This window comes from Pectobacterium polonicum, from assembly GCF_005497185.1.
Taxonomy (GTDB): Bacteria; Pseudomonadota; Gammaproteobacteria; order Enterobacterales; family Enterobacteriaceae; genus Pectobacterium; species Pectobacterium polonicum.
This window is the reverse complement of sequence record NZ_RJTN01000006.1, coordinates 127,424-141,902: the sequence shown is the minus strand read 5'-3', so window position 1 is coordinate 141,902 and position 14,479 is coordinate 127,424. Positions and strand designations below refer to the sequence as shown.

The following is a 14,479-nucleotide window of genomic DNA, read 5'->3' as shown; positions in this document are numbered from 1 at the left end:
TTACCGCACACCTTACGCCGTCGGCGCACTTCCCGCTAACGCCACGACGTTCTCTTGCTCTGCGGGTGCTTTGCTGGTTTTCTCTTTTTTCTTTTCCACGTAGGCCAGTTTTTCCTGACCCTGCGCTGGCGGCGTTAGCGGGTGAGATTGGCCGGTGAAGATACCGCCTTTTTCGATAGAGAGTTCATCGGTAAAAATATCACCGAACACTTTTCCCTGCGCCAAAATCGCCACAACGCTGGCTGCCAGGCGTCCTTCAACGCGGCCGTTGATGACGATCTGCTGCGATTTTATTTCACCGTTTACCTGACCGGTGTGCTCCACTTTCACCGTGTTATCACACTGCACATCACCCTCTACCTGACCTTCCACGGTGATGTTGCCATCAACGGATAAAGAGCCCGTCATACGCGCGCCCTGAGAAATAAAGGTGTCCTTTTTCACGCGCACAGGATTCACTGAATTAATCAACTCGTTCGATGGGCTAATCGCGGGAGAGCTGTTTACTTCACTGCGCCCTTGCGGTTCTTTTACGTCTTTTTTGTTTTTATCAAATGAAAACATCGTGTTATTCCTTTTAACAGTATAGAAAAATGCGATCGCGGCACTCACGGCCAGTAGCGCAACCACGCCATGACCATAGTAGCGAAGGGGAAATTCGCTATAGATATCCATCAGCCAGACGGCAACCAATAACGCCCATATCGCCCATATTCCCCAAAGCAGGTTGTAATTACGCACCGGGATAAACCCAGAAAGAGGTGGGGTAATACATATCCTTCTCCATTCGTCCTTTTTTGCGGCTTCATTCCCAGATTCATTCCGCCATGCACCATACATATCGGATAGTCAGCCCTTTTATTTAGCCTGACGACCGTGGCAACGTGATGACTATCGCATAAATTTTCACCAGCGCGGTGGGGAAATGTGCGTTTTATTGATGTAAGCACATCTCTGCGGTGAAGAGTATTGCTTAGCTAAACCGATTCTTCTATTTTAGCAAACAGTCTGACTATCGTTGATAAGAGTAACTTTATGGCAAACAGAATTTGGGTCATGGGCGACGCGGTTGTCGATCTCATCCCGGAAGATACGGAACGCTATCTGAAATGCCCCGGCGGTGCGCCAGCCAATGTCGCTGTCGGCATTGCCAGACTGGGGGGAAACAGCGCCTTTGTCGGTCGCGTCGGTGACGATGTTTTTGGGCATTTTCTCAAAACGGTGCTGGAGCAGGAAAACGTCGATACCCACTATATGGCGCACGACAGGCTCCACCGAACCTCAACCGTGGTCGTGAGCCTCGATGAAACAGGGGAGCGCACCTTCACGTTTATGGTGCGTCCCAGCGCCGACCTGTTTTTACAGCCGGAAGATCTACCAATATTTAGCCGTAGAGAGTGGTTGCACCTCTGCTCCATCGCGCTGTCGCAAGAACCGTCGCGCAGTACCGCATTTGAGGCGATGCGGCAGATTAAAGCCTCGCTGGGGCGGATTTGCTTCGACCCTAATATCCGTGACGACCTCTGGCAAAGCGAGCAGGAACTACGCGACTGCCTGACACAGGCGCTAATGCTGGCCGATGTGGTGAAACTGTCGCGCGAGGAGCTGGCTTTTCTCTGTCCAACAGTGGATGTTGAAGACGGGATTCAGCAGTTCATGCAGCGCTACCCGACTCGATTGCTGCTGGTGACGCTGGGCAGCGAAGGCGTCTGGCTGCACGATCGCCACCAGCTACAGCACTTTGCCGCACCAACGGTGAAACCTGTTGATACCACTGGCGCAGGGGATGCTTTCGTTGCGGGTTTACTGCATGGCCTGGCGCAATATGACGACCTGTCACAGCCACTTAGCTGGGACCCTATTATCGAGCAGGCGCAGCGGTGCGGTGCGCTGGCTACCACGGCAAAAGGTGCAATGACAGCACTCCCTTACGCGCAGCAATTGCACCCCCTCCCCGTAACCAAGCCCTAACCCCCTCGTTTCATACGGTTAACGCCCGGTTTTGTAGTCAGGATCACAGTTACAGAATCGGGCGAATGAAATTTCTTGCTAACCCATCTTCCGGCTTTTATTTTTCTCATGAAAAACCGGTTTAGCAATTTAGCTAAACATGAGAAATCAAAAAAATAAATCTCCTTCACGACGAGAACGAAAAAATGAAACCAAGCCACCTTGCTGTGACGATAGGGTTATTACTCTCCTCCCCGCTTTATGTATCTGCTGCCAACACCGACAGTATTGAGGCCCGCCTGAACGCCATGGAGCAGCGTTTACAACAGGCAGAAGCTCGTGCTCAAGCCGCCGAGGCCAGAGCCAATGCCGCTGAAAAACAAACCCAGCAGCTCGCCACCCGCACCACACAAACCGAACAGAAAACCCAGCAGGTGGAACAGCGCACGACAGCGCTGGCCAAGCAGAAGTCGTTCGCCGATGGATTTGAATTCCACGGCTACGCACGTTCCGGTTTGTCGATCAATGATTCTGCCACCAGCGCCAAAACCGATATCGGGCCGGGTATGTCCCCTGCTGGTCAGACGGGCGGACATATTGGCCGGTTGGGTAATGAAGACGACACCTACGTTGAGATCAAACTGGAGCACAAACAGAAGCTGGATAACGGCGCGACCACGCGTTTCAAGGTGATGATGGCGGACGGCCAACGCAGCTATAACGACTGGACGGCAGCCACCAGCGACCTGAACATCCGCGAAGCCTTCGTCGAGCTGGGCTCACTACCGACTTTCACCGGCGCCTTTAAGGACACCACGCTCTGGGCAGGTAAGCGCTTCGATCGCGATAACTTCGATATTCACTGGCTCGATAGCGACGTGGTGTTCCTTGCAGGCACTGGTGGCGGGATCTATGACGTGAAATGGGCGGATAACGCCAAGAGTAACTTCTCGCTGTATGGCCGCAGCCTCGGCGAAATTACCTCGCTGGATAACGACATCAAAAACTACGTCTTCACCGCCAACAACTACGCCGGGCCATTCCAGTTCATGCTGAGTGGATTAACCGCCAAGAACAACGAGGTAAAAGAAAACACTGGCACAAGCCGTGATAGAACAGTCGTCACCAATACCAATGCGGGTGATAAAGGCTACCACGCGATGGTGGCTTACCACGGTGACAGCTTCTATGGCTTACGTGACGGGACATCAAAAACCGCGATCCTTTACGGCCACGGTCTGGGCGGTGAAGTGAAGAACATCGGTGCCGACGGCAACCTGACCAATGACGCCAACACCTGGCGCTTTGCGACCTACGGTACAACGGCGCTGAATAAGACTTGGAGCTTCGCCCCGTCCATTCTGGCGCAAACCAGCAAAGACCGTTACGTCAACGGCGACAGTTACGAATGGGTGACCTTTAATGCGCGCCTGATTCAGGAAATCACCGAAAACTTTGCACTGGCCTATGAAGGCAGCTATCAATACATGGACCTCGACCCGCGCGGCTATCGAAACCTGAATCAGGTGAGCGGCGGCTTCTACAAGCTGACCTTCGCACCGACGTTCAAGGTCGGCGATATCGGCAACTTCTTTAGCCGCCCTGAACTGCGTGTGTTTGCCAGCTACATGGACTGGGATAAGCGACTGGATAACTACTCCAGTGAAGATACGTTTGGCTCCACCGGCTTTAAAGCAGGCGGCGAATGGAACTTCGGTATCCAGATGGAAACCTGGTTCTGATAATTGTCTGACCTTGGCGTCGATTACGCACTAATCGACGCCGAAGAAACAGCATATCCTATTGAAAAAGAGGAATAACATGGATATCAACGCTACTGCCGCCGCGCTCATCCCCCTTCTCGGCGGGAAAGAAAACATCGCCAGCGCTGCCCACTGTGCGACCCGTCTGCGTCTGGTACTGAATGACGACAATCTGGCAGACAAAAAAGCGATCGAGAATGTTGACGGCGTTAAAGGCTGCTTTCAGAACGCCGGACAGATGCAGATCATTTTCGGCACCGGACTGGTCAACAAAGTGTATGCCGAGTTCATCAAAGCGGCGGGCATCAGTGAATCGAGCAAATCCGAAGCGGCATCCATCGCGGCGAAAAAACTGAACCCGCTGCAACGTCTGGCGCGTCTGCTCTCGAACATCTTCGTCCCCATCATGCCAGCGATTATCGCGTCTGGTCTGTTGATGGGGCTGCTCGGCATGATCAAGACCTACGGCTGGGTCGATTCCAGCAGCGCGATCTTCGTGATGCTGGATATGTTCAGCTCCGCTGCCTTTATTATCCTGCCTGTTCTGATCGGTTTTACCGCCGCGCGGGAGTTCGGCGGCAACCCCTATCTGGGCGCAACGCTGGGCGGTATCCTGACGCATCCGGCGCTGACCAATGCCTGGGGCGTTGCCGGGGGCTTCCAGACCATGCATTTCTTCGGCATGGACATTGCCATGATCGGCTATCAGGGCACCGTATTCCCGGTACTGCTGGCGGTCTGGTTCATGAGCATCGTGGAAAAGCGCCTGCGTAAAATCGTACCGGATGCGCTGGACATCATCGTCACGCCTTTCCTGACCGTCATCATCTCCGGTTTCGTCGCGATGTTGATCATCGGGCCGGCTGGACGTGCGTTGGGCGATGGCATTTCTTTCTTACTCAGCACGTTGATTGCTCACGCTGGCTGGCTGGCCGGTTTGCTGTTCGGCGGCCTCTACTCCGTCATCGTCATCACCGGTGTCCACCACAGCTTCCATGCCATTGAAGCTGGACTGCTTGGTAATCCGAATATCGGCGTTAACTTCCTGCTGCCAATTTGGGCGATGGCAAACGTAGCACAGGGCGGCGCGTGTCTGGCGGTGTACTTCAAAACGCGCGATGCCAAAACCCGAGCCATTGCCGTTCCGGCAGGGCTTTCTTGTCTGCTGGGTATCACGGAAGCGGCGATATTTGGTATCAACCTGCGCTTCATTAAGCCGTTCCTGGCGGCACTGGCAGGCGGTGCGCTCGGTGGTGCATGGGTCGTCTTTAATCACGTCAATATGACGGCCGTCGGGCTGACCGGTTTTCCGGGGCTGGCCATTGTGCAAGGCGGGTCGATGCTTAACTACCTGATTGGGATGTTGATTGCATTCGGCGCAGCCTTTGTCATTTCCTTACTGCTGAAATATAAAACGGATAGCGAATAATGAAGGAAATCCACTTACTAAAGCGCATGGCGCACGCCCTGATGTCAGGCCACTCACGGAAACAAGAAGACCCGTATCGCCCGGAATGGCATCTTTCCCCGTGCGTGGGTCTACTCAACGATCCGAACGGATTTATTCATCACAACGGGCGTTACCATCTGTTTTATCAGTGGAATCCTTTGTCCTGTGCCCACGGAGCAAAATTCTGGGGGCACTGGAGTTCCGCCGATCTGGTGAACTGGAAGCATGAGCCCGTCGCACTGGTGCCGAGTGAAAGCTATGAAAGCCACGGTTGCTACTCCGGTTCTGCCGTGGTGGATCAAGGGGCAATCATGCTGATGTATACGGGTAACGTGAAATACGACGACGGCTCACGCACCGCGTTTCAATGCCTCGCCCGCGAAAACCCTAACGGTGAATATGACAAGTTGGGAGCAGTCCTAACGCTCCCCGACGGCTATACTGGCCACGTCCGCGATCCGAAAGTGTGGCGTCATGACGAACGTTGGTACATGGTGCTCGGTGCGCAGGATCTCGATCTTCAGGGAAAAGTACTGCTCTATCGTTCTACCGACCTGCTGGCATGGGACAAGATCGGCGAGATCGCCGGTTCCCGTTTAGGTGGACTCGGTGATTTTGGCTATATGTGGGAGTGTCCAGACCTCTTCCCGCTGGATGGCAAAGATGTACTGATTTGCTGCCCACAGGGTGTCCCTGCCGAGGAAGAACGCTACCTGAATACCTTCCAGGCCGGCTATTTTATTGGCTCACTCGACTACAACAGCGGTGCTTACCCACATCAGGCGTTCCACGAACTGGATCTCGGTTTTGAATTTTATGCGCCACAAACCACGCTGAGTGAAGACGGGCGACGCTTGCTATTCGGCTGGATGTCGATTCCTGACGATAATGAGTTTTTTGAACCGACGATCGAATACGGTTGGATTCATACCATGACCTGTCCGCGTGAACTTACACTGCATGGCAACCACGTTTATCAACGTCCTGCTCGCGAATTGCAACAGCTGCGCAAGCAGCATTACCGTTGGCAGGGTGTCGCAAACTATGCATCACCGCTACCCATTAGTCACGCGGAAGTGCTCGTCACCGTTCAGGGGGAATTCCAGTGTAACCTTGCCTCGCAGATTGTTCTCTGTTGGGATGGTGAACGCGTAACGATGAGCCGACACAACCGTCGCACCGGGGAACCCGAACACCGCTATTGGCGCGGCAATCTACGTCAATTGCAGATACTGTGCGATCGCTCCAGCGTTGAAATTTTTATCAACGATGGCGAGGCCGTGATGTCTGCACGCTATTTCCCAGAAAGCGAGGCGACGATCGCGTTCAGCGGCTCTGGGCGATTAACGCTACAACACTGGCTGTTAGCGCCATGCGTGATAGAATAACTTTCCTTTTTTCTGATAGCAGACCTCGCGGTGAAACCGACTAAACGCATAACAATCAGTGACATCGCCGCGCTGGCCGGTGTATCAAAATCCACCGCCAGTCTGGTGCTTAATGGCCGCAGCAAAGAGTTTCGCGTTTCTGATGAAACCCGCGATCGCATTTTAGCCGTCGCGCACGAGCAGCGTTATCAGCCAAGCATTCACGCCCGTTCGCTGCGTTCCTCACGCAGCAACACGCTAGGACTGGTGGTGCCGGAAATGACCAACTACGGCTTCGCCGTGATTTCCCGCGAGCTGGAAATGCTGTGCCGTGAAGCGGGGTTACAGTTACTGATTGCCTGTACTGACGAAAATGCCAGCCAGGAGATGATGGCGGTCAACAGCCTGGTACAGCGGCAGGTCGATGGCTTGATCGTCGCTTCCAGCCTGTTAAGCGATGTCGAATATCAGAAAATTAATCAACAGTTGCCCGTCGTACAATTCGACCGAATTATTGGTGATTCCACACTGCCGATGGTGATTTCCGAAGCGGTAGAATCCACGGCGGAAATGGTCGAGCGTATCGCCCGCCAGCATCGTGATGAATTCTATTTCCTTGGCGGCCAACCGCGAATTTCCCCAACTCGCCACCGGCTGGAAGGCTTCCAGCTTGGGCTGACGCGGGCAGGTATCGACTGCAAGCCAGAGTGGATTATTCACGGCAGCTACCACCCCAGCGCGGGCTATGAAATGTTTGCTCAGCTGTGTGCAACACTAGGGCGTCCACCAAAGGCGCTGTTTGTTGCCGCTTGTGGCCTGATGGAAGGCGTGCTGCGCTATATGAACCAGCATAACCTGATGGAAAGCGGTATCCGGCTGTGCTGCTTTGACGACCACTATCTGTTTGATTGTTTACCGCTGAAGATCGATACCGTGGCACAGGACTGCGAAAATCTGGCACGTAACAGCTTTGAAATGATTACGAGTTTGATTGCACAACAGCCGCTTGAAGAAGATCGACGCTATATCCCAACGCGTATTCACTGGCGTCATCCTGACTCACGGGCATAGGCCAAAGCCGTTCTCAATCCGCAATTCGCCGGTTATCTCATTGCTAGCGGGTCTATGGCGTCTTCTGCTATTAACGCCAGATATTTCCGTCCCGTCAGCTTGACCGATCGGGAAGTTAAGGGTTGCATTGATAGCAATAATGCGGAATCATTTTGTCTAAGCATTATGGTCAAGGAAGACGCTAAGGTTCACCTGAATGATAAATAAGGCAATTAATAAGGCATCGCTCAGCCAATCAGCACCCCGCTGCTTTCCTCAGTCACCCTGCGTTCAAAGACAAATTGCAATTTCATCTGTCTCCCTTAAGCGGGATAGTTCCGTGTTACGAAGGGCAGATAGTTGCGATCGAAGAGGGCATCACTTCTTCAAAGATAAACATCATCACATGTAACGCATCACCCAAAGGCGTCTAACGATAGCCCTGATGTGACAACATAATCACGATACACCACGACCAAAGAAAAGGGAGTTCACATGAACGTTCGCACTATCCGTACATCCGTTAGACTGGCAGCGTTGATTGCCGCCACCATCGGCTTAGCGGCCTGCGAAGACAAACCCGGTGGAGCCGATGCCCCTACCCAGTCCGCTTCCACCGCCGCCAACACAGCGCCCGCACCAGCGGCGAAACCTCAAGTAGATGCTAACCAGAAACTCAATCTCTACATCCAATGTTTCAACGCCACCCATGAGCGCGCCCACAAAGCGATGGAGCGGTACACATCCTGGGTGAAAGACATGAAGTCAGGCCCTACGGGCAAAGAGCGCGTCATTTACGGCATCTACTCAGTATCGGAATCCAGCCTGAAAAACTGTAGCGAGCCTCTTATCAACGCAGCCCAAAGCGAGCCCGCCATGCCAGCGCTGGATACCGCTGCCAAGGACTACTCTACAGCCGTCACCACCTGGGGCCAAACGCTAGAGGAAGCCTCGACTTACTACAGTCGTGAGAACTATAAAGATGATGCAATGGCACGCGGTAAAGCGATGCACGGCGACATCGTCAAGCACTATGCGGCATTCAACACAGCCAGTCGTCAATTCAATCAGGCTCTGGAAGAAGCTAACGATGAGCGCCAGCTGAAGCAACTGGCAGAAATTGAGAAGAGTGAGGGTCGTCAGTTCAATTACTGGTATATGGCTACCATGCTCAGCGCCAAACAGCTGGTGAACATGCTGACGCAGGATAACTTCGACATCAACGCCGCCACAGCCCGGCTCAAAGCCTATGAAGACAACGCTGACGCCCTGATCGAACTGGCCAAGCAGCCCGATGCCGCAAAACCCGCGACATGGTCCGTAATGGATTCACCATTGGAAAATTATCGCGTGTCCGCCAAAGAGCGCCTGCGCCGCGTGCGCGATAAAACCCCCTACAGCCAAGGTGAGCGCCTGCTACTGTCCAAGAACTCCGGCTGGATGGTGGATGGCAGCGCCGATAAGCTCATCAAGAACTACAACTCCCTCGTAGAAAGCAGCAACCGCCTGCGCTAACTCATGCGACCACGTTGCATAGGAAGACGATCGCGCGGCGAATTAACCTTGTCGCGCATCTTGGTGAAGGGGACGGGAAATAGTGCCTTGGTAGCCTTTTTGCGTGCAGAGCTTGCGGCGTTCTCCAGCATTCATGCAGCAATAACGTCATTCTGAAATAAAAAAAGGAATGCGGTTTGAATCTTCATCCCGCATTCCTTCTTAAAACATCACTCGTAATCGTTATTTAGCGGCAGCGGTTTCCGCACCAACCAAGCCAACCTTGAGGTAGCCCGCTTTACGCAGTGAATCCATCACGCTCATGATAGTTTCATAATCAACGCTTTTATCCGCCTGAAAGAAGATAGTTGTTTCTTTGTTGGCGCTGGTTTTCGCATCCAACACCTGAGCCAGAGACTGCTCGTTAATCGCCTCTTCCCCCAGAAACATTTGCTTATCTGCTTTTACCGTCAGATAAAGTGGCTTCTCTGGACGCGGCTGCGGTACTGCTGATGATGCAGGCAGATCGACACGAATGTCCACCGTTGCCAGCGGTGCCGCCACCATGAAGATGATCAGCAGAACCAGCATGACGTCAATGAACGGCGTGACGTTGATGTCATGCATTTCACCGTCATCACCCACGTCCTCCTTCAAATGCATCGCCATGACTTAACCCACCCGCAGTTTATGCGCTGCTGAAGACGCCCGGTTATCGTTGCTGGCGGCAACGTCAAGATCGCGGCTTTGCAACAGCAACACTTGCGCCGCCACATCGCCAACCGTCGCTTTGTAACCAGCAATCGAACGTGCGAAGACGTTGTAGATAACCACCGCAGGAATCGCAGCAACCAGACCAATCGCCGTCGCCAGCAGAGCTTCTGCAATCCCAGGTGCAACCACCGCCAGGTTAGTAGTTTGCGTCTGTGCAATACCGATGAAGCTGTTCATGATGCCCCATACTGTACCAAACAGCCCTACGAACGGCGCAACCGCACCGACCGTTGCCAGATAGCCATTGCCACGCCCCATGTGACGCCCGGTCGCCGCGACGCGACGCTCCAGACGAAACGCGGTGCGCTCTTTAATCCCGTTGTTGTCATCCGAACGTGCAGAGAGTTCCAGTTCGTTCTGCGCATCCACCAATAGTTGCTGCGCTACGCTGCCCGGCTTGAACGCTTCCGCCGTTTCCAGCGCATCGTCCAGCGTTTTCGCCTGTTCCAAGGCCAGATACTCACGGCGCAGGCGACGTTTCGCGCCAGACATTTCAACGCTTTTACTGAAGAAAATCGCCCAGGTAATCACAGAAGCCAACAGCAAGCCGATCATCACCGTTTTCACCACGGCATCAGCATGCTGATACATGCCCCAGACGGACAAATCAGTCTTCATCAGGTTATTCGTACCTGGCGCTGCACTGGCCGGAAGCGTGAGCGCGGATGCTGGTGCATCGGTTGTCACGGGGGCAGAAGTGGGTGCAGCAGCAGGCTGAGCGGCTGGCGCTGCATTCTCTGTCGATAACGGCGTCGTTGCCGGCGCTGCAAACGCATTTCCACTTAGTCCCGCCGTACACAGCAGGATAACCAGCACGCTACGGGAAAATGCGCTGAACGCACCACGTTTTTTTTGCCAGGTTGATAACACCTGTTGAGTTGTATTACTGACAGCCGTCTTCACGCTGTGCCTCCACCATTCGTTCTGTACAATAACGCGCACATACCCGCAGGTATGAATGCCGCAATAACGCAGCCTGAAATGATACCAAACCCTGAACGAATTGATAGTCGTTCTCATTATTATTTACGTCAGATAACACACTTTTTCTTGCGTTCTGACAGGGTTTTTGGGGGTATTACCTGTATATCGACGGGAAATGCATAAAAACCATCAAGAATCGTATTCAGGAATCTATCTGACAGGAGAGAACCACAGACACTCGCCTAAAACGCAGCGTCGTACCGTTAGGTTTTTGTGATCGACATTAAGTTATCACACCATTTCATGGTGGCTGGCGATAAGTTAAATGAAATGAATAGAAACACAAATACACAATAAGATAAATAAAAACACTATGTTACGCATATTCAGAGTGAGAAAAAAGGAATAAAACCCCGATAAAACAGCATTTCATATTAGCTTTTTCTTTTGTGACACGAGTCATTCTACGAAGTTGTATAATAGGTTAGCTTAACTCATAGAGAATACCGACGCGCACCACGATAATATCCCATACAAGGATGCCGTCGTCTCACCACTGTACCACCATAAGTTATTCTATTTTTTCATGGGTTTATTTTTTCAATCACCATTTGATTATCGATAATGTCACCCTACCTCTGGAGATAATTCAATGAAGCTGTCGAAAACATTGATCGGCGTTTGTCTGAGTTCTACTGTACTCCTGATGAGCCAAGCGATTCAGGCGCAACAAATTAAAGCCTCCGATGTTCACCCTGAAGGATACCCGAATGTCGTCGCCGTACAGAAAATGGGAGAAAAATTAAAAGCTGCCACAAATGGCAGACTGGAAATTAAAACCTTCCCTGGCGGCGTATTAGGTGATGAAAAACAAATGATTGAGCAGGCGCAGCTCGGTGCAATTGATATTATTCGTGTATCAATGACGCCCGTTGCCGCTATTTTGCCGGAAATAGAAGTCTTTACGCTGCCCTATATTTTCCGTGATGAAGATCATCTGCATAAAGTCCTGGATGGAAAAATCGGGCAGGAAATTGGTGACAAGATTACCCAGAGCAGTAAATCAAAATTGGTTTTCCTAGGTTGGATGGACGCGGGAACGCGTAATTTAATCACCAAGCAGCCGGTGGCAAAACCAGAAGACCTCAAAGGTATGAAGATTCGCGTTCAAACCAGTCAGGTCGCTCTCGCAACGCTGAAAGCCATGGGCGCCAACGCCATCGCCATGGGCACCAGTGAAGTCTTCAGCGGTATGCAAACCGGCGTGATTGACGGCACCGAGAATAATCCGCCAACCTATGTTGCGCATAACTACATGCCTGTTGCCAAGAATTTCACCTGGAGCCGCCACTTTATTATTCCTGAGCTTTTCCTGTACTCCAAAACAAAATGGGACAAGCTTTCCAAAGAAGATCAGGATCTTATCCTGAAGCTGGCGAAAGAAGCGCAGCAGGAACAGCGCGTGCTGTGGAATGAATATACTCAGCAATCTCTGGATAAAATGAAGGCCGGGGGCGTTCAATTCCATGACATTGATACCGAGTACTATTTCAAAGCCACGCAGCCTGTACGCGATCAGTTTGGTGCCAAATACCAGGATCTGATTAAAGCCGTCGCCGACACCCAATAATCAAGACCACATTCCAGCAGATAAATAGCAGACTATTGACGAACCGACTTGCGAAATGAAAACGGTGATAATGGAAGCGCTATCCATTATCACCGCGCTACGGATTTGTCAGCAGCTTCATAATATTTATCCGCCACCATTAATGGCCTGATATTAACAATCAGCAAGATTGATTCCCCTTCGCTTATCACTCAGCGGAGTGAATATAGGTGACACAATGGCACAGTCTTATCTCTCAACTATGGATGTACTTTATCGTATTGCCATGTGGGTTTCTGGTCTGGCGTTATTAATTATGACGCTAATAATTCCTATCGGCATATTCGCACGTTATGTTTTAAATTCAGCATTATCCTGGCCAGAACCCATTTCGATTATTTGTATGGTGACGTTTACTTTTGTCGGTGCAGCCGTCAGTTACCGTTCTAGCTCACATATTGCCGTCAGCATGTTTACCGACAGATTGCCAGAATCCGGTAAGAAGATTTGCGTTCACCTGTCGAATCTCCTGATGCTCTTAATTAGCCTGTTTATTCTCTATTACAGCACCGTGCTTTGTATGGAATTATGGGAACAGCCCGTCGCAGAATTTCCATTATTAACCGCGGGTGAAAGTTATTTGCCGCTGCCTATCGGCTCGTTCATCACCGTGCTCTTCATCATCGAAAAAATGTTTTTCGGCCCGCAGGATAAACGCCCTGTGGTCATGCTTGGCAGTTCTTAATTCGGAGCCAATACCATGGATGCATTTATTCTTGTTGCCACGCTGGCCGTGCTGCTGGCGGTCGGCGTTCCTGTCGCTTACGCGGTAGGGTTGAGCGCGATTGTTGGCGCTTTCTGGATCGATCTGCCGCTTGAGGCAGTCATGATTCAGATTACCAACGGCGTGAACAAATTTTCGCTATTAGCAATCCCCTTCTTTATTCTGGCTGGAGCCATTATGGCCGAAGGCGGCATCGCCCGCAGGCTGGTCAGCTTCGCGTATATTTTTGTCGGCTTTATTCGCGGCGGCTTATCACTCGTTAACATCGTCGCATCGACATTTTTCGGTGCAATATCCGGCTCTTCGGTGGCAGACACGGCATCAATCGGTTCAGTGATGATCCCAGAAATGGAGAAGAAGGGCTACCCACGCGACTTCTCTGCCGCCGTCACTGCCAGCGGTTCCGTACAGGCGATTCTGACACCACCGAGCCACAACTCTGTCATCTACTCGCTGGCAACCGGCGGCACGGTTTCGATTGCCTCGCTGTTCATCGCGGGAATCTTGCCCGGTCTGCTGCTCAGCCTCACCCTGATGGTGATGTGCGTCGGTTTCGCACATCGACGAGGCTACCCGAAAGGCGAACGCGTACCGTTCCGTCAGGCGCTGAAAATCTTTGTCGATACCCTGTGGGGATTGATGACCGTTGTCATCATCATGGGGGGAATTCTGTCCGGCATTTTTACCGCAACCGAGTCTGCGGCCATCGCCTGCCTGTGGTCCTTTTTCGTGACCATGTTTATCTATAAAGATTATAAGTGGTCAGAACTGCCCAAGCTGATGTACCGCACGGTAAAAACCGTCACGATCGTCATGATCCTGATCGGTTTCGCTGCCGCATTCGGTGCCATCATGACCTATATGCAGTTACCCGCACGCATTACCGAGTTTTTCACTTCCATTTCGGATAACAAGTACGTCATCCTGATGTGGATTAACATCATGCTGCTGCTGGTCGGTACGCTGATGGACATGGCACCGCTGATCCTGATCCTGACGCCCGTTCTGCTGCCTGTGGCCCAATCGCTCGGTATCGATCCGGTGCATTTCGGTATGATCATGCTGGTGAACCTCGGGATCGGCCTGATCACACCGCCAGTAGGGTCGGTACTTTTCGTCGCCAGTGCGGTGAGTAAGCAGAAGATAGAGCAGGTCGTTAAAGCGATGCTGCCCTTCTACTGCGGACTTTTCTTTGTGCTGATGCTGGTCACCTATATTCCGGCCATCTCACTCTGGCTGCCCAAATTCTTTGGCGTTCATACGGGTTAACGCTCAGTGATGATCATTAATCCGTAAATATAGGTTTGCGATCAA

The 14,479-nt window shown here is 52.0% G+C and carries 12 protein-coding genes; 9 read left to right on the top strand and 3 right to left on the bottom strand.

The window, feature by feature from the left end:
• Positions 1-12: 12 nt before the first annotated feature.
• Positions 13-564 (bottom strand): bactofilin family protein, encoded by a 552-nt coding sequence (locus EDI29_RS09355; RefSeq protein WP_137740716.1) that lies wholly within the window; start codon positions 562-564, stop codon positions 13-15.
• Positions 565-1,035: 471 nt separating this feature from the next.
• On the opposite strand from EDI29_RS09355, the gene EDI29_RS09350 reads away from it, so the two are divergent.
• The 6 genes from EDI29_RS09350 to EDI29_RS09325 all read left to right on the top strand — a co-directional run bounded on the left by EDI29_RS09350 (position 1,036) and on the right by EDI29_RS09325 (position 9,095).
• Positions 1,036-1,971 (top strand): aminoimidazole riboside kinase, encoded by a 936-nt coding sequence (locus tag EDI29_RS09350; RefSeq protein ID WP_137740675.1) that lies wholly within the window; start codon positions 1,036-1,038, stop codon positions 1,969-1,971.
• A gap of 185 nt (positions 1,972-2,156) precedes the next feature.
• Positions 2,157-3,692: a carbohydrate porin gene (locus EDI29_RS09345; RefSeq protein WP_137740674.1), complete on the top strand. Its 1,536-nt coding sequence runs from the start codon at positions 2,157-2,159 to the stop codon at positions 3,690-3,692.
• A 79-nt stretch (positions 3,693-3,771) separates the two neighbouring features.
• The gene (locus EDI29_RS09340) at positions 3,772-5,142 is read left to right on the top strand and encodes a sucrose-specific PTS transporter subunit IIBC (protein ID WP_137740673.1); all 1,371 of its coding nucleotides are present in this window, start codon (positions 3,772-3,774) and stop codon (positions 5,140-5,142) included.
• A complete protein-coding gene (locus EDI29_RS09335; RefSeq protein WP_137740672.1) occupies positions 5,142-6,551 on the top strand; it encodes a glycoside hydrolase family 32 protein in 1,410 nt (469 codons plus the stop codon). Before EDI29_RS09340 ends, EDI29_RS09335 begins: the two co-directional genes overlap by 1 nt.
• 30 nt (positions 6,552-6,581) lie before the next feature.
• Positions 6,582-7,601 (top strand): LacI family DNA-binding transcriptional regulator, encoded by a 1,020-nt coding sequence (locus tag EDI29_RS09330; RefSeq protein WP_137740671.1) that lies wholly within the window; start codon positions 6,582-6,584, stop codon positions 7,599-7,601.
• 474 nt (positions 7,602-8,075) lie between these two features.
• Positions 8,076-9,095, top strand: a complete 1,020-nt coding sequence (locus tag EDI29_RS09325; RefSeq protein WP_137740670.1) for a YiiG family protein — start codon at positions 8,076-8,078, stop codon at positions 9,093-9,095.
• A gap of 222 nt (positions 9,096-9,317) precedes the next feature.
• Here the strand turns inward: EDI29_RS09325 and exbD are convergent, their stop codons facing one another.
• Entirely contained in the window at positions 9,318-9,743 is a 426-nt protein-coding gene (gene exbD, locus EDI29_RS09320) for a TonB system transport protein ExbD (protein ID WP_005973764.1), read from the bottom strand.
• 3 nt (positions 9,744-9,746) lie between these two features.
• Positions 9,747-10,751 carry a tol-pal system-associated acyl-CoA thioesterase gene (exbB, locus tag EDI29_RS09315; RefSeq protein ID WP_137740669.1) on the bottom strand — a complete coding sequence of 335 codons (1,005 nt, stop codon included), beginning with the start codon at positions 10,749-10,751 and terminating at the stop codon, positions 9,747-9,749.
• A 673-nt stretch (positions 10,752-11,424) separates the two neighbouring features.
• On the opposite strand from exbB, the gene EDI29_RS09310 reads away from it, so the two are divergent.
• The 3 genes from EDI29_RS09310 (at position 11,425) to EDI29_RS09300 (ending at position 14,434) form a co-directional block, all read left to right on the top strand.
• Positions 11,425-12,402: a TRAP transporter substrate-binding protein gene (locus tag EDI29_RS09310; RefSeq protein ID WP_137740668.1), complete on the top strand. Its 978-nt coding sequence runs from the start codon at positions 11,425-11,427 to the stop codon at positions 12,400-12,402.
• A gap of 217 nt (positions 12,403-12,619) precedes the next feature.
• Positions 12,620-13,126, top strand: coding sequence for a TRAP transporter small permease (locus EDI29_RS09305; RefSeq protein WP_137740667.1), 507 nt, complete (start codon positions 12,620-12,622; stop codon positions 13,124-13,126).
• 15 nt (positions 13,127-13,141) lie between these two features.
• A complete protein-coding gene (locus EDI29_RS09300) occupies positions 13,142-14,434 on the top strand; it encodes a TRAP transporter large permease (protein WP_137740666.1) in 1,293 nt (430 codons plus the stop codon).
• The last annotated feature ends 45 nt before the right edge of the window (positions 14,435-14,479 follow it).